This window comes from Streptomyces sp. NPDC001027, assembly GCF_040299045.1.
Classification (GTDB): Bacteria; Actinomycetota; Actinomycetes; order Streptomycetales; family Streptomycetaceae; genus Streptomyces.
Genome location: NZ_JBEPBI010000027.1, coordinates 1 through 24,593 on the forward strand (window position 1 = coordinate 1; position 24,593 = coordinate 24,593).

Annotated in this window: 14 protein-coding genes; 7 read left to right on the forward strand and 7 right to left on the reverse strand. The window is 73.9% G+C overall.

Translation table 11 applies throughout. From position 1 onward, the window contains the following. Positions 1-468 precede the first annotated feature (468 nt). Positions 469-1,035 carry a MarR family winged helix-turn-helix transcriptional regulator gene (locus ABT300_RS11045; protein ID WP_351673995.1) on the reverse strand — a complete coding sequence of 189 codons (567 nt, stop codon included), beginning with the start codon at positions 1,033-1,035 and terminating at the stop codon, positions 469-471. A 137-nt stretch (positions 1,036-1,172) separates the two neighbouring features. Here ABT300_RS11045 and ABT300_RS11050 point away from each other — a divergent pair, with 137 nt between their 5' ends. Beyond that, entirely contained in the window at positions 1,173-2,444 is a 1,272-nt protein-coding gene (locus ABT300_RS11050; protein WP_351674039.1) for an MFS transporter, read from the forward strand. 96 nt (positions 2,445-2,540) lie between these two features. On the opposite strand, the gene ABT300_RS11055 is transcribed toward ABT300_RS11050, so the two are convergent. The 3 genes from ABT300_RS11055 to ABT300_RS11065 form a co-directional block, all read right to left on the reverse strand. Beyond that, on the reverse strand, positions 2,541-3,338 hold the full coding sequence (locus ABT300_RS11055; protein WP_351673996.1) for a class I SAM-dependent methyltransferase: 798 nt from the start codon (positions 3,336-3,338) through the stop codon (positions 2,541-2,543). 127 nt (positions 3,339-3,465) lie between these two features. After that, positions 3,466-5,115, reverse strand: a complete 1,650-nt coding sequence (locus ABT300_RS11060; protein ID WP_351673997.1) for an ATP-binding SpoIIE family protein phosphatase — start codon at positions 5,113-5,115, stop codon at positions 3,466-3,468. Between the two features lie 388 nt (positions 5,116-5,503). Continuing rightward, complete coding sequence (locus ABT300_RS11065) at positions 5,504-6,883, reverse strand: NAD(P)/FAD-dependent oxidoreductase (RefSeq protein WP_351673998.1); 1,380 nt, start codon at positions 6,881-6,883, stop codon at positions 5,504-5,506. 381 nt (positions 6,884-7,264) lie between these two features. Between ABT300_RS11065 and ABT300_RS11070 the strand changes: the two genes are divergently transcribed. Both ABT300_RS11070 and ABT300_RS11075 read left to right on the forward strand, forming a co-directional pair. After that, complete coding sequence (locus ABT300_RS11070; protein ID WP_351673999.1) at positions 7,265-8,038, forward strand: TetR/AcrR family transcriptional regulator; 774 nt, start codon at positions 7,265-7,267, stop codon at positions 8,036-8,038. Positions 8,039-8,311: 273 nt separating this feature from the next. Further along, a complete protein-coding gene (locus ABT300_RS11075; protein ID WP_351674000.1) occupies positions 8,312-10,231 on the forward strand; it encodes a sigma-70 family RNA polymerase sigma factor in 1,920 nt (639 codons plus the stop codon). Here ABT300_RS11075 and ABT300_RS11080 read toward each other — a convergent pair. Continuing rightward, positions 10,218-14,270, reverse strand: coding sequence for a BTAD domain-containing putative transcriptional regulator (locus tag ABT300_RS11080; RefSeq protein WP_351674001.1), 4,053 nt, complete (start codon positions 14,268-14,270; stop codon positions 10,218-10,220). The two genes, ABT300_RS11075 and ABT300_RS11080, sit on opposite strands and share 14 nt — an antisense overlap. A 334-nt stretch (positions 14,271-14,604) precedes the next feature. After that, entirely contained in the window at positions 14,605-16,728 is a 2,124-nt protein-coding gene (locus ABT300_RS11085; protein WP_351674002.1) for an asparagine synthase-related protein, read from the reverse strand. 704 nt (positions 16,729-17,432) lie between these two features. On the opposite strand from ABT300_RS11085, the gene ABT300_RS11090 reads away from it, so the two are divergent. The 4 genes from ABT300_RS11090 (at position 17,433) to ABT300_RS11105 (ending at position 23,509) form a co-directional block, all read left to right on the forward strand. After that, positions 17,433-18,857, forward strand: a complete 1,425-nt coding sequence (locus ABT300_RS11090) for an NsdA family TPR-like regulatory protein (RefSeq protein ID WP_107443239.1) — start codon at positions 17,433-17,435, stop codon at positions 18,855-18,857. 180 nt (positions 18,858-19,037) lie between these two features. Continuing rightward, positions 19,038-20,255 carry an L-2-hydroxyglutarate dehydrogenase gene (lhgD, locus tag ABT300_RS11095; RefSeq protein WP_351674041.1) on the forward strand — a complete coding sequence of 406 codons (1,218 nt, stop codon included), beginning with the start codon at positions 19,038-19,040 and terminating at the stop codon, positions 20,253-20,255. Positions 20,256-21,075: 820 nt separating this feature from the next. After that, positions 21,076-21,921 carry a tRNA (guanosine(46)-N7)-methyltransferase TrmB gene (gene trmB, locus ABT300_RS11100; RefSeq protein ID WP_502977917.1) on the forward strand — a complete coding sequence of 282 codons (846 nt, stop codon included), beginning with the start codon at positions 21,076-21,078 and terminating at the stop codon, positions 21,919-21,921. A 49-nt stretch (positions 21,922-21,970) separates the two neighbouring features. After that, positions 21,971-23,509, forward strand: a complete 1,539-nt coding sequence (locus tag ABT300_RS11105) for a PrsW family intramembrane metalloprotease (protein WP_502977918.1) — start codon at positions 21,971-21,973, stop codon at positions 23,507-23,509. Positions 23,510-23,551: 42 nt separating this feature from the next. On the opposite strand, the gene ABT300_RS11110 is transcribed toward ABT300_RS11105, so the two are convergent. After that, on the reverse strand, positions 23,552-24,496 hold the full coding sequence (locus ABT300_RS11110; protein ID WP_351674004.1) for an aldo/keto reductase: 945 nt from the start codon (positions 24,494-24,496) through the stop codon (positions 23,552-23,554). Between the last annotated feature and the right edge of the window lie 97 nt (positions 24,497-24,593).

The window sequence follows — 24,593 nt, forward strand, 5'->3', positions numbered from 1 at the left end:
TTCGTACTCACCCTCTCGGGCTTTCCTCCGGGCAGTTTCCCTTCGGTCTTGCGTTTCCGACTCTATCAGACCGTTTCCCGATCCGATTTCCTCGGCGCTTTCCAGGTCCCCCGCTTATCTCGCGGTTTCCCTTTCCGGCGGTTCCGACTCTACCAGACCCTTTCGGCTCTGATTCCCAGTCAGCGGGAGCCGTCTTCCCGGCTGTTGGGCCGTTCCGACGTCTCAAACCTTAGCGGATCCGTTCGGCAGTTGCTAATCGAGCTGCCGGCCCCCAGTCGAATTGAATTCGGGCGCGCCGAATTCAACCCCGGGGGAGATCGTGCTGGTGGTTTGTGTGCCGCTACTGCGGCGGAGGCGCTGCCGGAGAACCGTTACGGCTCCGTGGCAACCCGAAGAACTCTACGGATCCCCAGTGGGGCTGTCAACCGTCCCTGTCAAGATCTTTTAGGCCGAACGGGCGCGGGCCGTTCAGTCGAGGTCGCTGAGCCGACCGCCCGCGTCCGGCTGGGCGTGCTCCACCCGGCGCAGGAGCCTGGTCAGGACGTCGCCGAGGGTGGTGCGCTCCGCCGCGGAGAGGTCCTGGAGGAGGTCCTCCTCGAAGACCATCGCCATGCGCATGGCCCTCAGCCACTTCTCCCGGCCCTCGGGTGTCAGCTCCACGATCACCCGGACCCGGTTGGTCTCGTCCCGCTCACGGGTCACCAGGCCCTCGGCGACCATGCGGTCGATCCGGTGCGTCATCGCGGCCGGCGTCAGGCCGAGCCGCTTCGCCAGGTCGCTCGGCCCCAGGCGATAGGGGGCGCCGGAGAGGACGAGGGCCTTGAGGACCTCCCACTCGGCGTTGCTGATGCCGAGGTCGGCGGTCTGGCGGCCATAGGCGACGTTCATCCGGCGGTGCAGGCGGGAGAGCGCCGAGACGATCTTCTCGACCTGCGGATCGAGATCCTGGAACTCGCGCTGATAGGCGGCGATCTGCTCTTCGAGGGTCGGCTCGCTGCCGAGGCCGGTGTCGACCGTGCCGGGGTTGTCGCCCATGGAAATAAGTATCGCACGAGGCGCGTTCGTGTTGAAGTCCTTCGATGTGTACAGTTTAGCTTCGAACTTTAGCTTCTAAGTCTTCGGTGCTAAGCACTGACGACTCCTACCTGATTGAGGTGAACGTGACCAGGGCGATGGGCGCAGCGATGCGCCGGATCCACGTGGGCAATGCACTCAGCGCGTTCGGGCTCGGCTTCACCGTCCCCTACCTGTACGTCTATGTGGCGCAGGTGCGGGGGCTGGGGGCCATGACGGCGGGGCTGGTGCTCGCCGTCTTCGCCGTCGCCGCGCTGATCGTGCTGCCGTTCGCCGGACGGGCGATCGTGCGGCGCGGTCCACTGCCGGTCCTGCTCGCCGCCCTGGTGACCGCTGCGCTCGGCGCACTGGGCCTCGGGCTGGCCGGCACCTCCTCCGCCGTACTCGCCGCCGCTGCCGCGCTCGGGGCCGGGCAGGCCGTGATGCAGCCCGCGCTGGCGACGATGATCGTGGACAGCTCGACCGCGGAGACGCGTTCGCGGGCGTTCGCGACGCAGTTCTTCCTGCAGAACCTCGGGCTCGGCGTGGGCGGTCTGATCGGCGGGCACCTCGTCGACACGACGCGGGTCTCGTCCTTCACCGTGCTGTTCGCCATCGAGGCGGCGATGTTCCTGCTGCTGGCCGTGGTGATGGCGACGGTGCGGCTGCCTCGGGCTCCTCGCGTGGAGGGCGCTCCGCAGTCCGCGCGGGGCAGCTGGAAGCAGCTGCTCGGCAACCGGGCCATGGTGCAGCTGTGCGTGCTGGGCTTCGTGCTGTTCTTCGCCTGTTACGGGCAGTTCGAGTCCGGGCTGAGCGCGTACGGGGTCGAGGCCGTGGGCATCTCGACGTCCGCGCTGGGGACGGCGCTGGCCGCCAACACGGCGATGATCGTGGTGGCGCAGTTCGCCGTGCTGAAGTTCGTGGAGCGGCAGAAGCGGTCGCGGGTGATCGCGGCGGTGGGGCTGCTCTGGGCCGTGGCGTGGGCCGTGGCGGGGTACGCCGGGCTCGGGCACGGGAGCCGGGAGATGGCGACGGCCGTGTTCGTGTCGACGTACGCGCTGTTCGGGCTGGGCGAGGCGATGCTGTCGCCGACGCTCGCGCCGCTGGTGGCCGATCTGGCTCCGGCCGGGATGGCCGGGCAGTACAACTCCGCGTTCGCCCTGGTGAAGCAGCTCGCGCTGGCCGTGGGGCCGGCGGTGGGCGGGCCGATGGGGGCTTCGCTGCACGCGCCGTACATCGTGACGTTCCTGCTGTTCTCGCTGGGGATCACCTACCTCGCGCTGCGGTTGGGGCGGCAGCTGACCGCCGTCCAGGACCAGCCGTGGTTGGTGCGCAAGCGGGTGGTGGCCCGGGGTGGGGCCGCCGTGCAGCCGGTGGCCGCGGAGGCCTGAGGCACTGCGGGCGGATCGCGTGTTCCGCACGGGAGAGGGGCCGTCGTTCTCGGGACGACGGCCCCTCTCCTTTCTCCTTCTCTCCTTCCCGTGGGTTCAGCGGACTGCGGTCACCAGGGTCGCCGTGAAGGGGAAGGTGGTCGTGGATGCGGGGAGCCGGGCGCGGATGGTCTCGGCGGCCCGGGTGAGGGCCTCGTCGCCCGCGGTGTCGACGAGGTTCTGGCCCCAGGGGATCGAGGAGAGGTGGCCGGCGATGTAGTCGTCCAGTGGGGGCAGGTCGATGGCGAAGGTGAGGTCGCGGCGGGCCGTGGAGCGGAAGCCGGCGCGGTCGAGGGCGGCGGTCACGCGGTCCGCTGCGTCGAAGGCGGACCGGAAGCCCGCGGCGGCTTCGGGGCCGTCGTACTGCTCGAGCGTCCGGTACTGGGCCACGAAGTACGGGGAGTCGTCCAGCCGGGCCCAGAGCGTGGCGGCGAAGCGGCCTCCGGGGCGGGTGACCCGGGCTGTCTCCGTCAGGGCGGCGTCGAGGTCGGGGAAGAACTGGGCTCCCTGCTGGCAGAGGACGGCGTCGAAGGCCGCGTCGGGGTAGGGCAGGTCGTCGGCGGGGGCGGCGGTGAAATCGATGTCCGGGTAGAGGCGCGGGTGGCACGCCTGGGCGATCTTGAGCATGGCCTCGTTGAGGTCCGCGCCGGCGACCCGGCCGGTGGGGCCGGCCTGTGCGGCGGCGGCGCGGGCCGCGAAACCGGTGCCGCAGGCGAGGTCGAGGACGGATGCGCCGGGGAAGAGGTCCGCGGCGTCCACGAGTGCGGTGACGAAGGGCGCCATGAGGGGCGCGACGTAGTGTTCGTAGCGCTCGGGGGCGCTTCCCTTGAGGTGAAAGCCCGTTGCGTCTGCCATGCAGAGCTAGTAGCACCAGGGGGCGTGCTCGCCTAGGCGCCGCGCGCGCGGGAATGCGTGTTCGGCTTGTTTCCGCGCGCTGTCATCGGCGTCATCCACGCGTGACCGTGCCGCGCCCCGCGCGTGGTCATTCCGTCTGTTTCGGCAGGACGAACTCGCACCAGACCGCTTTTCCGCCGCCCGGGGTGCGTCTGCTGCCCCAGTGGGAGGCGATGGTGGCGACGATCGCGATGCCGCGGCCGGACTCGTCGCCCGGTTCCGCGCGGCGGCGGCGCGGCAGGTGGTCGTCGCCGTCGGTGACCTCGATGATCAGGCGGCGGTCGGTGCGGCGCAGCCGTAGCCGCATGGGCGGGATGCCGTGCTGGAGCGAGTTGGCGACCAGTTCGCTGGTGGCGAGGACGCCGAGGTCGTGCAGGTCGGCGGGGAAGCGCCAGCTGGTGAGGACGCCCGAGGCGAAGGCACGCGCGCGTGGGGCCGCTTCGACTCCGCCGAGGAGCTCCAGGGCCGCGTTGCGGAACAGTTCTCCGTCCGGGCCGGTGCGGGCGGGGTGCTGGAGGACGAGAACGGCGACGTCGTCGTCGTGGTCGGCGGTGACGCCGGCCGAGCGGACGAGGCGGTCGCAGACGACCTGGGGCGTGCCGGTGGCGCCGGCCAGGGCGCGCTCCAGGGCGGCGATGCCTTCGTCCAGGTCCTCGTTGCGACGCTCCACCAGGCCGTCGGTGTAGAGGACGGCCGTGGAGCCGGGGCCGAGCGGGATCGAGCCGGAGGCGTGCATCCAGCCGCCGGTGCCGAGGGGCGGGCCGGTGGGCTCGTCGGCGCGCAGCACGGTGCCGCTGTCGTCGCGGACGAGGATGGGCAGGTGGCCCGCGGAGGCGTACACCAGCCGGCCCTCGTTGGGGTCGTGGATGGCGTAGACGCAGGTGGCGATCTGGTTGGCGTCGATCTCCATGGCGAGGCCGTCGAGGAGCTGGAGCACCTCGTGCGGGGGCAGGTCGAGTCGGGCGTACGCCCGGACGGCCGTCCGGAGCTGGCCCATGACGGCGGCAGCGCGGACGCCGCGGCCCATGACGTCGCCGATGACGAGGGCGGTGCGGCCGCCGCCGAGGGTGATGACGTCGTACCAGTCGCCGCCGACCGCGGCCTCGGTGCCGCCGGGCTGGTAGGTGGCGGCGATGCGCAGGTCGTCGGGCTCTTCGAGCTCCTGGGGGAGGAGGGAGCGCTGGAGCGTGACGGCGGTCTCGCGCTGGCGGCGCTCGCTGGTCCTGAGGCGCTCGGCGGCCTCCGCGTGGTCGGTGACGTCGGTCGCGAAGATCAGGACCGCTCCTTCGCCGTTGTGCTCGGCGGCGGGGGTGCAGGTGAAGGTGTAGTGGCGGCCGTCGGGGGCCTTGCGCGACTTCAGGGTGCGGGGCTTGCCGCTGCGCAGGGCCTGGTCCAGCAGGGGCATCAGGCCGAGGTCGCGGAGCTCGGGCAGGGCCTCGGCGGCCGGTTCGCCGCAGGGGCGTGCGCCGAAGGCCGCCGTGTAGGCGTCGTTGACGTAGGCGAGGCGGTGGCTCGGGCCGTGGACGAGGGCCACGAGGGCCGGGACGCGGTCCAGGACCTCACGCACCGGGAGTTCGTCGACCGCGGGCACGGGGGGCGCGTCGGTGAGCTGTTCGGCGCGGGCCGCGGGCACGGAGCCCTCGCTGCGCCGGTCCGTGGTGGTGACCGGGTGCTCGGCCCGCGCGGCGGCGCGGCGCTGTGTTCCGGGGAGCCGGGCGCTCCAGCGCGTGAAGTTCACGAATCCTTGCCTCGTGTAGTCGTCGTCGGCCGGCTCCGGGCCCGGCCTGCTCCGGGGGCGCACGGCGGTGGCCGCACATTGTCGCAGCACCCGGGGTGTGGCGCTGGTGGGGACGGCCTGGCGGGTTCGGCGGGAGCCTGCGCCGGCCCGCCGGGGCTCTGGAAGGGGTGGGGAACGTGCTCGGAAGGACTCGGAAGGAATCGGAGGGACTCGGTCAGCGGGGATACGACAGGGATGGGGAGGGGGGTGCGGAAGGGGGTCGGGGCGGTTCGGGAGCGGCTCGGGCGCTCGGCGTCGGGCTATGAGCAGGGAGCAGTCTGGCAGTGTGGCCGCCGTCCGGGCCGACATTCGTCAGACGTGGGGGCGGCCGGTGGAGTTCCTGTTTCGGTCAGGACGACCCCTTCGGGTCGCCGGAAGACTCGTCAGAAGGCTTTCCACCGGCAGCGAGTTCGAACTCCGCGCGAGGATGTTCGAGTGATCCGAGCGAGACGATCTCCCGTTTGAAGAGTCCGGAGAGGGTCCATTCGGCGAGGACGCGCATCTTGCGGTTGACGGTGGGAACGCGGCTGAGGTGGTACGCGCGGTGCATGAACCAGGCCGGGTACCCCTTGAGCTTGCGTCCGTAGACGTGGGCGACGCCCTTGTGGAGCCCCAGTGAGGCGACCGAGCCGACGTACGCGTGCGCGTACGTCTGCAGGGGTTCGCCGCGCAGGGAGCGCACGATGTTGTCGGCGAGGACCTTGGCCTGACGGACGGCGTGCTGGGCGTTGGGCGCGGTCTCTTTGCCGGGCTCGTCGACGGTGACGTCGGGGACGGCCGCGGTGTCTCCGGCCGCCCACGCGTGCGTGACGCCGTCGACGGTCAGCTCGGGGGTGCACCTGAGCCGGCCCCGTTCGTTGAGCGGGAGGTCGGTGGCGGCGAGGAGCGGGTGGGGTTTGACGCCGGCGGTCCACACGACCGTGCGGGTGGGGAAGCGGGCGCCGTCGCTGAGGACGGCGACGCGGTCGGCGCAGGAGTCCAGGCGGGTGTTCAGGCGTACGTCGATGTTGCGGCGGCGCAGCTCACTGACCGTGTAGCGGCCGAGGTCCGCGCCGACCTCGGGCAGGATGCGGTCGGACGCCTCGACCAGGATCCACTTCATGTCCTCGGGCTGGACGTTGTGGTAGTAGCGCGTCGTGTAGCGGGCCATGTCCTCCAGCTCGCCGAGCGCCTCCACGCCCGCGTAGCCGCCGCCGACGAAGACGAAGGTGAGGGCCGCGTCACGGATGGCGGGGTCGCGGGTGGAGGAGGCGATGTCCATCTGTTCGATCACGTGGTTGCGCAGCCCGATGGCCTCTTCGACGGTCTTGAAGCCGATGGCGTAGTCGGCGAGCCCGGGGATGGGCAGGGTGCGGGAGACGGAGCCGGGCGCGAGGACGAGTTCGTCGTACGTCAGCTGCTGGGGGCCGGCGCCCTCCTCCTCGGTGGCGAGGGTGGTGAGGGTGGCGGTGCGCTTGGCGTGGTCGACGGCGGTGACCTCGCCGACCACGATCCGGCAGTGGGGCAGGACGCGACGCAGCGGCACGACGACGTGCCGGGGGGAGATGGACCCGGCGGCCGCCTCGGGAAGGAAGGGCTGGTAGGTCATGTACGGGTCGGGCGTGACGACCGTGATCTCGGCCTCGCCGCGGCCCAGTTCCTGTTTCAGCCTCCGCTGGAGCCGCAGGGCCGTGTACATCCCGACGTAGCCGCCGCCGACAACGAGAATGCGCGCACGTTCCTTCACCATCCCATGACGCACCCGGCGCTTGCGTTTGTCCACAGCCTCGACAAATTGTGTGACCGCGAGTCGGGTGGCCGAGGGGTTGGCCGAAACACCTGAGCACCGGGCGTAAGCGCAGGTCAGATGGCATGTACCGGGGTGCGGGAGGGGGCGCAATCGGGACGAATGCCGCCCGTACTCCGATCGGGGGTCGCTCCGTGCGGAACGTGCCCCTTCTGAATTGACTCTCTCTCAACTATGTTCGTGTGACGACGGGGTGTCAGGGGGAAGCGCTCTGCGGGTCTGCGACGGGCGGGCCCGGGGCGGCCGTCCCCTGTGTTCCACGCCCCGGCTTTTCGATGGCGGGGAAAGTCTCCGGGGGGAGACGTCATTACCGGGGGATTATTCATGCACATGCAGAGTTCGCATTGGTCGTCGACGGCGTCCGCGTCGGCCCTCGCGCCGGGCGGCGCGGTCGGGACGGCACTGGGCGGCGGACGTGCAGAGGGCGCGCGGACAGCGCCGCTGCGCGTGGATGCACAGCGCAATCTGGAACACGTACTGCGTGCGGCACGTGAGGTGTTCGGCGAGCTGGGCTACGGCGCGCCGATGGAGGACGTGGCGCGGCGCGCGCGGGTCGGCGTCGGCACGGTGTACCGGCGCTTCCCCAGCAAGGACGTGCTGGTCCGGCGGATAGCCGAGGAGGAGACCTCCCGGCTGACGGACCAGGCGCGTGCGGCGCTCGGGCAGGAGGACGAACCGTGGTCGGCGCTGTCGCGCTTCCTGCGGACGTCCGTGGCGTCCGGCGCGGGGCGGCTGCTGCCGCCGCGGGTGCTGCGGGTCGGCGTCGCGGAGGACGAGGCGGAGGGCGTGCCGGTCGAGGCGGCGCGGGTGCCGCAGCAGCGGACCCAGCCGGGCTCCGGTGAGCTGCGGCTCGTCCCGGAGGACGGCACGACGGCGGCTGTCGACGACAACGGGGCGACGGCGCTGCTGGAGGTCGTGGGCCGGCTCGTGGATCGGGCGCGGGAGGCGGGCGAACTGCGCGCCGACGTGTCCGTGTCGGACGTGCTGCTGGTCATCGCGACGGCGGCGCCCTCGCTGCCGGATCCGGCGCAGCAGGCGGCGGCCTCGGCGCGACTGCTGGACATCCTGCTGGAGGGTCTGCGCTCGCGGCCTTCCTGACTCGTGCGGGTGACGGTGGGCGGGGGTCCCGAGCGGCCCCCGCACCCCGTCCCCCACGGCCGGCAGCCCGGGCGCGGCGGACGGCCGCCATAACTCCCGCCCACGGCCCGGAAGTTGTGCCGCTCCCCGAAAAGGGTGAGGCCCGGTGACGGATTGCGACAGTTCCCCACGGACGAGTGGAAGGACCGTCCGAGGGGGTCCTGACCGAAAGCCAATATGGCACTCTGACCCGGTGGTCGGGACGGGTGGGGCAGGCGGCGGGAGTCTTCCGCGATGAACGTTGACGGTCGGGACGAACAGGTGCCGAGCCAGGGCGGGCGCGCGAGCGGGCCGTCGGGCGGCCCGGCCGGCGAGCCCGCGGCGTCCCCGCGCGGCCACGCTCTCGAGGGCACGGTCCCGGCCCAGCGGGAATGGCGGGCCGACGGCGGCGTCCTGCCGCCGCCGCGGGATCTGCCGCCCGCCGACACCGACCTGATCGGCCGGATGCGCTCGGGCGACGACACGGCCTATGAGGAGCTCTACCGGCGTCACGCCGACGCGGTGCGCCGCTACGCCCGCACCTGCTGCCGGGACGCGCACACCGCCGACGATCTCACCGCCGAGGTGTTCGCCCGCATGCTCCAGGCGGTGCGCGGCGGCTCCGGGCCCGAGTACGCCGTCCGCGCCTACCTCCTCACCTCCGTACGGCGGGTGGCCGCGGACTGGACGCGGTCGGCGAAGCGGGAACAACTCGTCGACGACTTCGCGGTGTTCGCCGCGCGGTCCGCCCGTGCCGCGGAGATGTCCGACGACGACGCACTCGACCTGGGCGCCGACGTCCGCGCGATGCACGAGGCCGAGCAGTCCATGGCGATGCGGGCCTTCCGCTCCCTTCCCGAGCGCTGGCAGGCCGTGCTGTGGCACACCGAGGTCGAGGACGAGTCGCCGAGCGAGGTCGCCATGCTCTTCGGCCTCGACGCCAACGGCACCCGGGTGCTCGCCAGCCGCGCCCGGGAGGGCCTCAAGCAGGCCTACCTCCAAGCCCACGTCAGCGCCACGCTCACCAGCGACGAGGAGTGCGCCGGCTACGCCGACCAGCTCGGCACCTACGCCCGTCGCCGGCTGCGCACCCGCGCCGAACGAGGGCTGCGCAAGCACCTGGAGGAGTGCTCCCGGTGCCGGCTGGCGGCGCTGCAGATCGAGGAAGTGGCCGGCAGCATCCCCGCCGTGGTGCCGGTCGCGGTCATCGGCTGGTTCGGCGCGGCCGGCTACGCCAAGGCCCTCGCGCTCCTCGGCGGCGCCGGAGCGGGGGCGGCGGGCGCGGCCGCGGGCGTCACGGGCGCCGCGGGCGGCTCCTCGGGCGGAGCGGGCGCCGGGAGCGCCGGCGGGGGTGCGCTGGCCTCGGAGGGGCTGGGCGCGCCGGTGAAGGCCGGTGTCGCGGCAGGCGTGGTCGCGGTGGCGGCCGCCGCGGTGGCTCTCGCGCTCGTCGGCCATGACGCCCCCGCCCGGCAGCCCGAGGCACGGCCTCCGGCCTCCGCCCCCGCGCCGGTCGCGCGGCCGGAGCAGCCGACGCCTGCACCGACGCGTGTGCGGCGGCCCGAGCCGCGACCGGCGGTGATCGTGCCCGCGACCGCCCCGACGCCGACGTCCGCCTCCGCGGCTCCGGCCTCCCCGGCCCCCGCGCCCACGCCCAGCCCGGCTCCCCCGACCGCCCCGCGGACCAGCCCGCCGCCTGCTCCGACGCCCACCCCGACGCCCCCGCCCGCTCCTCCGCCCGCCCCGACCGTCTATCCGCTGGGCGAGCTGCCCTTCGACGTGGCCGGCGACGGGACCGGGCCCGAGATCCGGCTCCGCGGCAGCAGTTGGGTGTGGCAGCGGTCCGCGCTGTACGTCGCGGAGCGGCGGTACGCGGGCGGGGTGACCGTGCACGGCGGCTCCTCCGTCACCGTCGATCTCCACCGCGCGTGCACCGCGTACGACGCGCTGGTCGGCCTCGACGACCTGACGCTCAGGCTCGGCCGGGTCGCCTTCTCCGTCTACGGCGACGGGACCCGGCTCTGGTCCTCCGGGATGGTCAGGGGCGGCGATCCGGCCGTCCCCGTCCATGTGGACCTCAGCGGCCTGACGACCGTGCGCCTGGTCGTCGAGCCGCGCGACGCCCTCGGCTCGGTGGCCCTCGCGGACTGGGCCGAGTCCCGCTTCACCTGCTCGTAGGCCCCTGGGCCCGGCCGCTGTCATCACCGGCATCCACCGGATCACCGGGCACGTCGGCAGCCGGGTCGGCGGACGGGGCGCCGGATGCGTCGGCGGACCGGGTCTCCGGCGAGGCGGCGGGCACATCGACGTACGGGGCGTCCAGCACGTCAGCAGACGGATCGGCGGCCCGAGGGGCCGGCGAGGCGGCGGACGGGGAGGCGGCGAGGGCGTCCGGTGGCGCGGCAGACGGGGTGCAGGGCACGTCGGCGGACCGGGTCTCCGGCGGAGCGGCGGGCACATCGACGTACGGGGCGTCCGGCACGTCAGCAGACGGATCGGCGGCCCGAGGGGCCGGCGAGGCGGCGGACGGGGTGGCGGGTGCGTCGGCGGGCGGGGTGTCTGGGGAGGCAGCCGGGGGGATCGGGTGGTCCTGGGCGGCTGCGGTGATCTCGTGCAGGGCGTCTTCGGACGTCATGTGCGACGCGCGGGCGCGCTCGGCCGCATGGCGCTCGGCGCCCAGGGCCTCACGGATCCCGGCCTCGGCGCGCTCGACGCGGGCGTCCTGCGGCGTGGGCCGCGGATGAGGGTGGCGCAGACCGTCGGCGGCCGCCAGGAGCCGCACTGCACGCGGGAAGTCGCCGAGTCGGACCAGCAGGACCGCCGCGTCGTCCACGATCGACGCCGTGACCGTCTCGGCGCACTGGTCGGCCATCGCCTGCCGCAGCGTGTCGGCGAGCATCGGCAGGGCGTAGCGCGGCCCGGACTCGACGGCCGTGAGTTCCGCGACGAGCATGTTCAGCGCCGCCGCGAACTGGGGCGGCGGCGTCCCCGCGCCGGCCGCGGCCCTCCCCTCGGTCAGGAGCACGCGCGCGTGGGCCGCGTCGCCTTCCACGTACAACGCGATGTGGGCGCGCAGCAGCAGGACGAACGCACGGACGTCCGGCACGCCGTAACGGTCGGCGGCGCTGTTCGCCTCGTCCAGGGTGGCCAGCGCGCCTTCCGCGTCCCCCGACCGGTAGGAGATCTCCGCGAGCCGGGCGATGAGGAACGGGGTCTCGGCGTACGCCCCCACCTCGTAGGCGAGCCGCAGCGCCTCGCGGTACTCCTGCTCCGCCTCCGGGAAGCGGCTGCGCGCCATCTCCGCCTCGGCGGCCGCGCCGCACACCTGGGCCCGCATCCAGCGGTCGCCGACGCGCAGGCTCAGCACGCGCAGCTCCGCCAGGTCGTCGTCGACGCCGTGCAGCCCGCCGGGCGAGTCGACGACCATGTGCGTGCGGAACATCAGGGCGCAGCCGAGCTCCCAGTCGCCGCCGTACCGACGGCAGTTGTCGACCGCCCGGTCGAGGATTCCGCGGACGTCCACCGTGTCCCGGATCTGGAAGGCCGTGACGGGCCAGATGAGGCCGGGCATGCGCGCCGCCTGCGGGCCGCCCGGCTCGTAGCGGGCGCGCAGACGGGCCAGGTACTCCGGGTAGCGCGGGTCCTTCGAGGTGTCGGTCGGCTCGGATTCGGACAGCAGGAACAGGTGCAGCATCCGCAGGTTCGTCCGCTGCTCCGACTGCGGGTGGGCGCCGCTGCCGGCGTCGGCACCACTCCCGCCCCCGCCCCCGCTCCCGGTCTCGGGCTCAGCGAGGAAGATCCCGACGGGGTCGGCGGCGGCCATCCGGGCCGCAAGGTCGGCGGGCAGGCCCGGGGCGACGGCCGAGGCTTCCTGAGCGGCGGGGGCCTCCGTCCGGGGCGGCGGCCGGAGGGAGTCCAGGACCGCGCCGAGACGCAGGGTGCGGTCGGTCCACTCCGCGCCCTCGTGGCGGTAGTTGCGCAGCCACCAGAACCAGCCCGCGGCGAGGCAGACGGCGCCGGCCTCCTCCTCGTCGCCCGCCGTGAGCGAACGCTCGAGGCCCACACGGATGTTGTCGAGCTCGGTCTCCAGACGGGCGATCCAGGAGAGCTGTTCGGCGGAACGGAGCAACGGGTCGGCGCGCTCGACCAGCGCACGCACCCACGCGCGGTGGCGTCGCTCCGTCGCGGCGCGGGAGCGCGGCTGCTGGGCCGCGCGCTCCAGGGCGTACTCGTGGATCGTCTCCAGCATCCGGTAGCGCATGCCGCTGTCTGCCCCCACGGCGTGCGGGGCGGCCACGACCAGGGACTTGTCCACGAGGGATCCGACGAGCTCCGCGACCGGGCCGGTGCACACGGCCTCGGCGGCCTCCAGGTCCCAGCCGCCCGCGAACACGGACAGTTCGCGCAGCAGGGTGCGCTCGGGTTCGTCGAGCAGGTCCCAGGACCAGTCGACGACCGCCCGCAGGGTCTGCTGGCGGGGCAGGACCGTGCGGCTGCCGGAGGTGAGCAGCCTGAAGCGGTCGTCGAGGCGGTCGGCGATCTGTCGCGGGGTGAGCAACCGCAGGCGGGCGGCGGCCAGTTCGATGGCGAGCGGCAGGCCGTCCAGCCGTCGGCAGATCTCGGTGATCGCCGCCTCGTCGCGCAGGGCGGTCGCCGCGTCCGGGCGGACGGCGGCCGCGCGCTCGGTGAAGAGGCGGTGCGCGTGGTCGGGGAGCAGGGGCTCGACCGGGCGGACCGACTCGCCGGGCACTCCCAGAGGTTCACGGCTGGTGGCGAGGATCGTGAGCCCGGGGCAGCGGGTGAGGAGGGTCTCGGCGAGGTCGGCGGCCGCGCCGATGACGTGCTCGCAGTTGTCAAGGATCAGGAGCTGGCTGCGCGGGGCGCAGTACTCGACGAGCAGGGCGACCGGGTCGTCCTGCGCCGGCGCCAGGTCGGTGGTCATCAGCACGGTCTCGCGCAGGCCGAGTGCGCTGACCACCGCGCCCGGCACCGCCTCCGGCCGGTCGAGCGGCGCCAGCTCGGCCAGCCACGCCTGCGGAAGCCCGGCGGCGGCTTCTTCGGCGAGACGGGTCTTTCCAGAGCCGCCCGGTCCGGTGAGCGTCACGAGACGGGCCCTGTGCAATTCGGAACGGATGGCGGCGATCTCGGGTTCCCGGCCCACGAAAGAGGTAAGCCGCGGACGGATGTTGCCGGTGCGTTCGGGAAGTCCGGGCGGGAGCGGGGAAGGGGGCGCTTGCGGCCGGCCTCGCCCGACACCGACGGCACCGGCACCGGCACCGGCACCGGCACCGGATCCCGGGGCTCCCTCAGGGTGCCCGGGAAGCGAGGACCGAGAGGGCTGTGGGGGCTGCGGGGGCTGTGAAAAGGACGCTGGTCCTGTGCGGGAGGCGCGGGGCGCCGGTTGCCGCCCGTGGCTCGGCTCCGGATCCCGCCCGGGCTCCGGACCGCGACCGTGCTCCGCTCCGCCGCCCGGCTTCGGGCCGTGGGCGCGCTCCCGGTCGTCCAGGTTCAGGAGTTCGGCGTGCAGGGCGCGCAGTTGGGGTCCGGGGTCGGCGCCGAGGCCGTCGGCGAGAGTACGGCGGGCGATCTCGTACGCGGCGAGGGCGTCGGCGGCGCGGCCGGAGTCGCGCAGGGCCCGGATGAGGAGCGCGTGCAGCGGTTCGTCGTAGGGGTGCGCGGCGGTCAGTTCCGTCAGGCGGGGCACGGCCTCGCGGGCGCGGCCGAGGAGCAGGTCCGCTTCGAGGCGGGCGCGGGAGGCTTCCCGGCGGAGTGCTTCCGGACGGGCGGCGGGCGTGCGGTCGGGCAGGTCGGCGAGCGCGCGCCCGCGCCACAGGGCGAGGGCGTCGTCGAGCGAGCGGGCGGCGGCGCAGGCGTCGCCCTGCCGCAGGGCTTCGACGCCGTGCTGGAAGAGTCGCTCGAAGACGAAGAGGTCGACGTCGTCCTCCGTCGCGGCGAGCCGGTATCCGCCCGGAGCGGAGGTCACGGCGTCCCTGCCGACCGCGCGGCGCAGCCGGCCGATCAGGGCTTGGAGCGCCGCGGAGGCGTCCTGGGGCGGCGCCTCGGGCCAGACCTCGTCGATCAGGGTCTCCGGGGCGGTGAGCCGGCCGGGGCGGAGGGCCAGGGCGGTGAGGAGGGCGCGGAGGCGGGCCCCGGGCACGGGTACGGCGACGCCCTGGTCGTCCTCGGTCTGGGTGACGCCCAGGATTCTGTACCGCACCGGGTCATTGTCGTCCGGGGCGAGGCGTGCGGCACGCGATTTCGCGACCCGAGGACGAGGACCGGCCCGCTCCTCACGGCTCCGCCCCAGGCGAGGGCCCCGACGACCAGCGGGAGCCGACGGCGGTCGTCATCCCCCCGACAGAACCGTCCCCCGGCAGAACCCGCCCATCACCCCCGAGGAGACCACCCTCCGCCCGCCCTATAGAGGAGCCCGTCCGTCACCCCCGAAGAGACCGCCCGCCCTTTGGAGGAGCTCGCCCGTCATCCCGAAGAGACCGCCCGCCGCGCCCCGAGGAGACCACCCTCAGCCACTGAGGGAAGGGAGTCACCCCTCAACCCCCGGAGGAGACCGCCCGTCTCTGGGGTGCGATGCCCGCGGGGACCGCACGCGCGCGTGCCGGGGTGCCGGTCCAGCAGGTGCCCCGGCGGGAGAGCAGGCGGCGGAGCCAGATCTCCAGGGAGATCAGGTCGGCGAGGCCGTCCAGGGGAAGGGGCTCGCCCGCCGCCGCCGCGCGCAGGGCCCTGCGGACGACCCGGGCCTCGATCAGCCCCGCTTCCGCGAGCAGCGGGGCCTCGAAGAGGCTGAGGAGAGGGTCGATGGCCATGCGCAGGCCCGCCCGGGCGGCGGCGGAGGCGGAGGCCTGCGAGGGCGCGCCCCAGCCTGGCGGCAGGTCGGTGACGCCCGCGCCCTTCAGGACGGAGCGCAGGATCGCGGCACGCGCCCCGGGCTGCACGCGCAGGGTCTCCGGGAGCGCCCGGCAGGCCCGTACGACCTGGTTGTCGAGGAACGGCGCGTGCAGTCGCTGGGAGCGGATCTCCGCGGCCTGTTCCAGGACGCGCAGGTCCATGGCGTGCCGGGTGAGGGCCGCACGCGCGCGGTAGTCGCCCGGACGCTGACCCGGTCCCACGCCGGTGCGGTGCGCGGCGCTCTGCAGGCGAACCGATACTTCAGCGAGCGCCTCACCGGTCAGCCAGCGTGCGGCGGGGCCTGCTCCGCCCCACGTCAGGGCGGCCAGGGACGCCTCCAGGGCGCCCCCGGAGGCGTCTGATGGGAACCTGCGGTGCAGCAGCCGTTCGGCGAGACCCTCGACGCCCGCGCGGTACGGCGTGCGGGCCAGTCGGCGGGCCGCGCCGTACACGCGCGCGGGGACGAGCACGGACCCGTCGGCCTTGGTGAGCGCGGCCATGGGCCGCACGAGGTGCCGGCGTTTGCGGTCCATCAGCAGGTCCGCCAGGCGGGCCGGGTGGGCGTCCAGGACCTGGCGGGCGCCGTAGCCCGTGAAGTGGTCCGCGCTGCCGGCCGCGAGCCGTGCGCGGTGCCGGGCGACCGTGACCAGGCTCGGGCCGGGTTCGTCCGTCAGCGGGCCGTCCATGTCGGCGTACGGCAGGGTCTCCTCGGCGCCCGCCGCCACGACGTGGTGCAGGCGGGGGCCGGCCGCGAGGGCGCCGGCCCGCTGCAGTTCGTCCTCGCCTCCACCGACGGCCAGGTCGTTGAAGGTGACGGCCAGCAGCCGCTCGCCCGCGCCCGTGCCGTGACCGAGCAGGGTGCCCGGCATGCCGGGCAGACCCGCCGCGAGGAGCGCCAGCGTGCCGGAGGCCGGTCCGCCGGAGAGGTCGGCGCCGATGCCGGGCATCGGCATCCCGCGCGCGGCACGCCGTTCGGCGGGGCCCATGCCGGGCACCGGGCCGGGGTCGATGTCGGGGACGTGCCGGGGCGCGGACAGACGCGCGCGTACCGCTTCGACGAGCGCGTCGCGCACGGCGTCGACCGCGCTGTCGGGGTCGGCGGGCGGCGCCGCCACGGCGAGCGAGGCCACCGGCTCGTACCCGGCGATCTCGCGTGCCCCGGCGCGCAGGATCAGCGCGTGCCCCGGCGGCACGCGGCGCACGCCGTCGTACGGAGTGGAGTCGTGCAGGGCCGCCGGCACGTCGGGAGCGGCGAGCAGGGCCGCGAGGTGGCCGAAGTCGAGGTTGGCCTCGACGAGGTCGGCCAGCGGCAGCGCGGCGGTGGCGTACGCGGTGCCGCCTTCCCAGGGGGTGTGGAACACCGGGCGCGCGCCCGCCAGATCGCCGCAGACGGTGAGCCGGCGGCCGACCCGCACGACCGCCGTGTAGCTGCCCGGCCAGGCCGTCAGATGGCGAAGTGCCCCTCCGCGCGCGGCGGACAGCCCGACGCGCAACTGCTCGTCGGTCGCACCGCACGTGCCGAGCACGGCGATCCGGTTCTGCGCGTCGACCGACACCACCCGCACCTCGTCGGGGCGCCAGTCGCCGACCGCCCACAGCGGATCCGGGTCGCCCCACAGGAGATGGGAGCCGACCGGCTGCAACGTCTCGCCCTCGTAGCCGACTTGACCCCCGTAGGCCGCCGCGTCGACGTCGTGCCGACCGTCGTAGCCGACGGACCCGCCCGACGCGCCCGCGGCGGTGCTGCTCCATCCCACCAACCACCGCATCGACGCCTCCACAGGCTGTGGACAACCGAGTGCACCGTAAGAACGGTTCACATGCTGCCACGAAGAACGCGCCACGGACGGGGGCGACGCCGCTCGCGATCCGTGGAATGCGCCAGTGTGAAGACGTCGGCGCCGACGGGCGCCGTGATGGGCGCCCCGATGCCTGCGACGTGAATGCGCCCCCGGTACGCTCCCCCAGAACGCCTTGCGCGCCCTCGATTTCCGTGGTGAGAGGCGTTGTCCCGCACGGAACACAGGGTCGATTTTCGGCCAAATCCGGCGGGCGCGCCCGGCGTTGAAGCCGTTCCGCGCAGGCTCCCGCAACGCTCCGTGCACGCGCGTGCCCTTGCAAACCCGCGCCGGCCCGGGAGACGGAAGGCGCCTCCCGGACCGCTCCGCCGCCCGCGGGGATGAAGGCGGCGGTGTCCCCCAGCCCACTGGATCCAGTACAGCGGGCCGACCCACGCACGACCCATGGAACCGCTCCCCCGATGGCCGGAGAAGAGCGCACGGCCGGGCGCACGGCCACACGGGCGGGAGCACGCCGCGACGGTCCGTACCTGCCCCCGCACTTCCGTACGGACCACAATCCCGCCAACCGGAAGAATGCCCCTTAACGCTTGGGATGCGGCGAACTACGCTGGGTTTACGAATGCCGCATGGTTATGCCAGCGCGGCAGCCGTCTGTGTCGAGGGGTGGCGCAATGTCCAGGGAGCAACGCGGGCCGAACGAAAAACTCGGCGCCGTTCTCGCCCTCGCGGGAATCAGCAACGCAGGACTCGCGCGACGCGTCAACGACCTTGGCGCCCAACGCGGGTTGACTCTTCGCTACGACAAGACGTCCGTGGCGCGCTGGGTGTCGAAGGGCATGGTGCCCCAGGGCGCCGCACCGCACCTCATCGCGGCCGCCATCGGGCAGAAGCTCGGCCGTCCGGTGCCGCTCCACGAGATCGGCCTGGCGGACGCGGATCCCGCTCCCGAGGTGGGCCTCGCCTTCCCCAGGGACGTCGGCCAGGCCGTGCGCTCGGCCACCGACCTCTACCGCCTGGATCTCGCGGGGCGCCGGGCCGGCTCGGGAGGCATCTGGCAGTCGCTGGCCGGATCGTTCGCAGTAAGCGCGTACGCAACGCCTGCCTCACGATGGCTGATAACCCCGGCCGACAGTTCGGTCGCCCGCGACGTACACCTGCTGGAAGGGTCGGGCGCACCGCTCAAAGTCGGCCACAGCGACGTGCAGAAGCTGCGGGAGGCCGCCGAGGACGCCAGACGCTGGGACTCCAAGTACGGCGGCGGCGACTGGCGTTCGTCGATGGTCCCGGAGTGCCTGCGGGTGGAGGCGGCGCCGCTGCTGCTCGGCTCGTACTCCGACGAGGTCGGCCGGGCGCTGTTCGGCGCGAGCGCCGAACTGACCCGGCTGGCGGGCTGGATGGCCTTCGACACCGGTCAGCAGGAGGCCGCGCAGCGGTACTACATCCAGGCTCTGCGGCTGGCCCGCGCGGCGGCCGACGTACCCCTCGGGGGCTACGTCCTGGCCTCCATGTCCCTCCAGGCGACCTACCGCGGTTTCGGCGACGAGGGCGTCGACCTCGCGCAGGCGGCCCTGGAGCGCAACCGGGGGCTGGCCACGGCCCGCACCATGAGCTTCTTCCGGCTCGTGGAGGCACGCGCGCACGCACGCGCGGGGGACGCGCATGCCGCCGGAGCGGCGCTGAAGGCGTCCGAGGGCTGGCTGGAGCGGTCCCGCGACGGCGACCACGATCCGTCCTGGCTCGGTTTCTACTCCTACGACCGGTTCGCCGCCGACGCCGCCGAGTGCTACCGCGACCTGAAGGCGCCGCGCCAGGTGCGCCGGTTCACCGAGCAGGCGCTGTCGCAGCCGACGGAGGAGTTCGTGCGCTCGCACGGACTGCGGCTCGTCGTCTCGGCGGTCGCCGAGCTGGAGTCGGGCAACCTCGACGCGGCCTGCGAGCAGGGCGTGCGGGCGGTGGAGGTGGCCGGCCGCATCTCGTCCGCCCGCACCACGGAGTACGTCAAGGACCTGCTGCACCGGCTGGAGCCCTACGGCGACGAGCCGCGGGTGGTGGAGCTGCGGGAGAGGGCGCGGCCGTTACTCATGACCCCCGCGTGAGCGCTCCGCGCGGACTCCGATTCCGGCTTGCCGTTTCCGTCTTTTCCACCGTTTCGTACGATGTTGCGGAGGTTGACGCGACGGGTCCGGCCGCGCGGGTTCGGGCTCTGCGGAGGAGTGCCGTGCCGAGTCGGGTTTGAAGAGATTGTCAGTGGCGCAGTGCACTATCGAAGCCGGGAGGTGGTGCACGTGCCGAAGATCGCTTACGACTGTGACGTGCTCGTGGTGGGCGGCGGCATCGTGGGTCTGGCCACGGCGTATGCGATCACGCGGGCCGCGCCGGGCACGCGGGTCACGGTGCTGGAGAAGGAGCCGGGGGCAGCCCGCCATCAGACCGGCCGCAACAGCGGGGTCATCCACAGCGGGATCTACTACCGGCCGGGCACCCTGAAGGCGCGGTACGCGGTGCGCGGCGCCGCCGAGATGACGAAGTTCTGCGCGGAGTACGGCATCGCCCACGCCGTCACCGGCAAGCTGATCGTCGCCACGGAGCGGTCCGAGCTGCCCCGGCTGCACGGCCTGGTCCAGCGCGGCCGGGAGAACGGCATCACGGTGCGGGAGCTGGGCGCCGCCCAGATCGCGGAGTACGAGCCCGAGGTGGAGGGGCTCGCCGCCATACACGTGCGGACGACCGGCGTCTGCGACTACACGGCCGTCGCCCAGCGGTTGGGCGAGGCGTCCGGGGCGGAGATCCGTTACGGCGCGCGCGTGGTGCGGATCGACCGGCGGCCGGAGCGCGGGGTGGCCGTGCTCACCGCCCGGGGTGACGTCGTCCGGGCACGGGTGCTGGTGAACTGCGCCGGGCTGTACTGCGACGAGATCGCCCGGCTGACCGGCGACGAGCCGGAGGTGCGGATCGTCCCGTTCCGCGGCGAGTACTACGAGCTGGCGCGGCCGGAGCTGGTGCGCGGGCTGGTCTATCCCGTGCCCGATCCCGCCTTCCCGTTCCTCGGCGTGCATCTGACCCGGGGCATCGACGGAGGCGTGCACGTCGGCCCCAACGCGGTGCCGGCGCTGGCCCGGGAGGGGTATGGCTGGGGCGTCGTGAATCCCCGGGAGGCGGCGGCGACGGCGGCATGGCCGGGCGTGTGGCGGATGGGCCGCCGGCACTGGCGCTACGGCCTCGGCGAACTGCGGCGGTCGGTCTCGAAGGGCGCCTTCGTGGACGCCGTGCGCAGAATGCTTCCGGCGGTGGAGGAGAGCGACCTGGTGCCGACGGCGGCCGGCGTCCGCGCGCAGGCGGTCCTGCGGGACGGCGGCCTGGTGGACGACTTCCTGATCCGGGAGGGCCCCCGGACGGTCCACGTCCTGAACGCGCCCTCACCGGCGGCGACGGCCTCTCTGCCGATCGGCCGTGAGGTGGCCCGCAGAGCCTTGGGCGCACTGGCCGACGCATGAGCGAGCCGCACCTCGTGCGGAACGGCAGCCGGGACACCCACCCGACCGGGGACACCCACCCGACCGCGGGCGACGGGCCGACCCCGGGTGCCGGGCCGACCGCGGGTGACCGGAACCGGCGGACCGGACGCAACCGGCCGGGAGCGACGGACGGGCCCGGGTTGATCGGCCGGGGGCGACCGGTGCCGGGAGCCACGGGCCGAAGGTGATCGACCCGCCGGCGGCGACGGGCCGACCGGCGGTGACCAGTCGGGAACCGGCAGACCGGGCGCAACCGGCCGGAAGCGACGGGCGGGCCCGGGGCGACCGGGCGGCGGCGACGGGCCGACCGGGGGGCGAGGGCCGACCGGCAGTGACCGGCAGACCGGGCGCAACCGGCCGGGAGCCACGGACGGGCCCGGGGCGACCGGGCGGCGGCGACGGGCCGGCCGGGGGGCGACGGCCGACCGGGGGTGACCAGTCGGCAACCAGCAGACCGGACGCAACCGGCCGGCGGCGACGGGCCGACCGGCGGTGACCGGGCGGGCCCGGGGCGACCGGGCGGCGGCGACCGGCCGGCGGCGACGGGCCGACCGGGGGGCGACGGCAGACCGGCAGTGACCGGCAGACCGGGCGCAACCGGCCGGAAGCCACGGGCGGGCCCGGGGCGACCGGTCGGCGGCGACCGGGCGGGAGCCACGGGCCGAAGGTGATCGACCGGCCGGCGGCGACGGGCCGACCGGCGGTGACCGGTCGGGAACCTGCGGGGGCGTCCGTGGGGAGCGGGGTGGGTCACACAGGCCCCGTGCGCCCGCGCGGGCCCCGTAAAATCGACCCCACTGTGTCTGATTCCGTGAGTGTTCCCGATGTCCCCCCGTCCTCCCCGCGTGGTGAGCACCACCCGGGGGAGCCCGTTCGGCATACCCGGGCCAAAGGGGAGCCGCGGTTCCCCGACGGGCCGCAGGCCGATCCCGCCGGTTCGCACTTCGAGCGGCGGATCCGCAGCTTCCAGCCCCGCCGCAGCAGAGTGACGGCCGGGCAGGCGGACGCACTGCAGCGGCTGTGGGCCAAGTGGGGGCTGGACATCGACGGGCGTCGGGTGGACCTCGCCGAGCTGTTCGGCGCGGCAGACCGCCCCGTCGTGCTGGAGATCGGTTTCGGCATGGGCGAGGCGACCGCGCAGATGGCCGCCGCCGACCCCGGCACCGACATCCTCGCGGTGGACGTGCACACGCCGGGCCAGGGCAATCTGCTCGGCCTCGCCGACCGCAACGCGCTGAGCAACGTCCGGGTCGCCAACGGCGACGCGATCATCCTGTTGCGCGAGATGCTGCCGGCGGACTCGCTCGACGGGCTGCGCGTCTACTTCCCCGACCCCTGGCCCAAGAAGCGCCACCACAAGCGGCGGCTGATCCAGCCGGAGTTCCTCGACCTGGCCGCGACACGGCTGAAGCCGGGCGCGCTCGTGCACTGCGCGACCGACTGGGAGCCGTACGCGGAGCAGATGCTCGAGGTGCTGACCGCGCACCCCGACTTCGAGAACACCCAGGCCGACGGCGGGTACGCCCCCCGTCCCGACTTCCGGCCGCTGACCCGTTTCGAGGGCCAGGGGCTGGACAAGGGTCACGTGGTGAACGATCTGCTCTTCCGGCGCGTACAGCATCGCGTCCAGCCCGGGGATCACTGACCGAACAATTCCGTCCACCACAGTCCCCTCCCTCGTTAGGGTCGATGCCGTGGCCATCAGTCCCCCGTCTCCGCCCGTTCCGCCGCAGCCGCCACACCCCGGCGGCGGGCCCGAGGGCGGTGTGCTCCGGCACGCTCACTGGTGGCAGCACAGGTGGGTCCGGTACGGCGCGCTGGTCACCCTGCTCGCCCTGTCCGGGCTGGTCATCCTCGCCCTGGTCCGCGAACAGACCGGCACCGAGGGCCTCCTCGTGGGGCTCGGGCTCGCCGTGCTGCCCGTGCCGCTGCTCGTCGCCGCCTTCCGGTGGCTCGACCGGGTCGAGCCCGGCCCGTGGCGGAACCTGCTCTTCGCCTTCGCCTGGGGCGCGTGCGCGGCGGCGCTGATCGCCATCATCGCCAACAGTTTCGCGACCCGCTGGATAGCCACCGCGACCGCGGACCCGTCCGGCGCGGACACCCTGGGCGCGACCGTCATAGCGCCGGTCGTCGAGGAGTCCGCCAAGGCCGCGGCCGTCCTGCTCGTCTTCCTCTTCCGCCGACGGGACTTCACCGGGATCGTCGACGGCGTGGTCATAGCCGGGATCACCGCCACCGGCTTCGCGTTCACCGAGAACATCCTCTACCTCGGCACCGCCTTCGGCACCGACCAGCTCACCGGCGACAGCGGCATCGCCTCCGTCACCGCCGCGACCTTCTTCGTGCGCGTCGTCATGTCGCCGTTCGCGCACCCCCTGTTCACCGTCCTGACCGGCATAGGCTTCGGCGTCGCCGCGCTCTCCGGGGAGCGCCAGCACGTGCGGCGCGTGCTGCTTCCGCTGTCCGGGCTGCTCCTCGCGATGGGCATGCACGCCCTGTGGAACGGCTCCTCGTCGTTCGGCGAGCTCGGGTTCTTCGCGGTGTACGCGGCGATCATGGTGCCCGCGTTCGGGCTGCTGACCTGGCTGGTGGTGTGGACGCGCCAGCGCGAGCTGCGCACGGTCCGCGAGGAGCTGCCCGCCTATGTGGCCGCCGGCTGGCTCACCCCGGCCGAACCGTTCGCGCTGGGCTCGATGCGGGCCCGGCGGCTGGCCCGGGTGCACGCCGGGCGTCACCTCGGCAGGCCTGCGGCCCGTGCGGTGGCCCAGTACGAGGCGTACGCGACATCGCTCGCGTTCCTGCGCCACCGCGGCCGGCAGGGACGGGCCGGCGCCGATTTCCTCGTCCGCGAACGGGAGTTGCTGAACGAGCTGTGGCGACGCAAGGACGTCGCCCGTCCCGCGCTGGACCACGCGGCCCGCATGACGGCACCACCGGTACGGATGCCCCCGCCACCCTGGCCTGCGTACGGGACGCACGGGACGTACGGGACGCACGGGTACGGCCAGGGCCAGGGGTACGGAGCCCCGGGTCAGGCGTACAGCCCGGCGCCGGGATACGGGCAGGGCCCGGCGTACGGCCAGAGCCCGGCGTACGGTGGTCGGCCCCACTCCCCCGGAACCGACCACCGGAACGGCCACACCCCCTCGTACGGGTACGGCTACGGGTATCCACCGGGCCCCGGCCCCGGTCCCGGTCCGGGCACCCGCCCCGCGGCCGACCCCCGCCAGTAGAGCCGTAGCGCCGTAGAGCCGTGGCACCGCGAGTCGATCAGGTCACGCCGACGCCTGGGTCAGGCGGGCGACCTCCGCTTCCGTGAGTTCCAGGTCCGCCACCCCGAGCAGCGCCGGGAGCTGCTCGACCGTGCGGGCCGAGGCGATGGGCGCGGCCACCGTCGGCTGCGCGGCGAGCCAGGCCAGGGCGACGGTGGCGACCTGGGTGTCGTGGGCGCGGGCGATCTCGTCCAGCGCGGTGAGGACGCTGCGGCCCCGCGTCGTGTCGAGGTGTTTGGCGGCGCCGCCGGCGCGGGCGCTCTCGACGGTCGTGCCGGGCCGGTACTTGCCGGTGAGGAAACCGGCGGCGAGCGCGAAGTACGGGACGGCGGCGAGGCCGAAGCGGGCGGCGAGGTTCTGGAGGCCGCCCTCGTAGGTGTCGCGGGAGACCAGGTTGTAGTGCGGCTGCAGTGCGACGTACCGGGCGAGGCCCTCGCGGTCGGAGAACTCCAGGGACTCCTGGAGGCGTTCGGGCGAGATGTTGGAGGCGGCGATGTGCCGCACCTTGCCCGCCTTCACCAACTCGTCGAGGGCGCCGACGATCTCCTCCACGGGCACCTCGGGCTTGTCGAAGTGCGTGTAGTAGAGGTCGATGTGATCGGTGTCCAGGCGGCGGAGCGAGGCGTCGGCGGCGGCCTTGATGTTGTCGGCGGACAGACCGGGGAAGTCGGGGTGCTGGCTGACCTTGGTGGCGATCACGACGTCCTCCCGGTTGCCGCGGGCCTTCAGCCACCTGCCGACGATGGTCTCGGACTCACCGCCGCTGTTGCCGTCGACCCACGCCGAATAGGAGTCGGCGGTGTCGACGAAGTTGCCGCCCGCGGCCGCGTAGGCGTCGAGGACGGCGAAGGAGGCCGCCTCGTCCGCGGTCCAGCCGAAGACGTTGCCGCCGAGGGCGAGCGGGAAGACCTCGAGGTCGGAGGAGCCGATGGTGCGCAGAGAAGTCATGCTTCGTCTCAACGGACGCGGCAGTCACGCCATTCCGCTCGGGACACGAAGAACAGGTGAACAAGCGGCAGCCCTGACGTCGGGGGTGGCCGTCAGG

Excerpts from the sequence above, each read along its gene's own strand:
- ABT300_RS11075 (WP_351674000.1), top strand. The coding sequence starts at position 8,312 with ATGAACGTTGACGGTCGGGACGAACAGGTGCCGAGCCAGGGCGGGCGC.
- ABT300_RS11050 (WP_351674039.1), top strand. The coding sequence starts at position 1,173 with ATGGGCGCAGCGATGCGCCGGATCCACGTGGGCAATGCACTCAGCGCG.
- ABT300_RS11045 (WP_351673995.1), bottom strand. The coding sequence starts at position 1,035 with ATGGGCGACAACCCCGGCACGGTCGACACCGGCCTCGGCAGCGAGCCG.
- ABT300_RS11090 (WP_107443239.1), top strand. The coding sequence starts at position 17,433 with ATGTCCAGGGAGCAACGCGGGCCGAACGAAAAACTCGGCGCCGTTCTC.
- ABT300_RS11055 (WP_351673996.1), bottom strand. The coding sequence starts at position 3,338 with ATGGCAGACGCAACGGGCTTTCACCTCAAGGGAAGCGCCCCCGAGCGC.
- ABT300_RS11085 (WP_351674002.1), bottom strand. The coding sequence starts at position 16,728 with ATGCGGTGGTTGGTGGGATGGAGCAGCACCGCCGCGGGCGCGTCGGGC.
- ABT300_RS11110 (WP_351674004.1), bottom strand. The coding sequence starts at position 24,496 with ATGACTTCTCTGCGCACCATCGGCTCCTCCGACCTCGAGGTCTTCCCG.
- ABT300_RS11070 (WP_351673999.1), top strand. The coding sequence starts at position 7,265 with ATGCACATGCAGAGTTCGCATTGGTCGTCGACGGCGTCCGCGTCGGCC.
- ABT300_RS11065 (WP_351673998.1), bottom strand. The coding sequence starts at position 6,883 with ATGGTGAAGGAACGTGCGCGCATTCTCGTTGTCGGCGGCGGCTACGTC.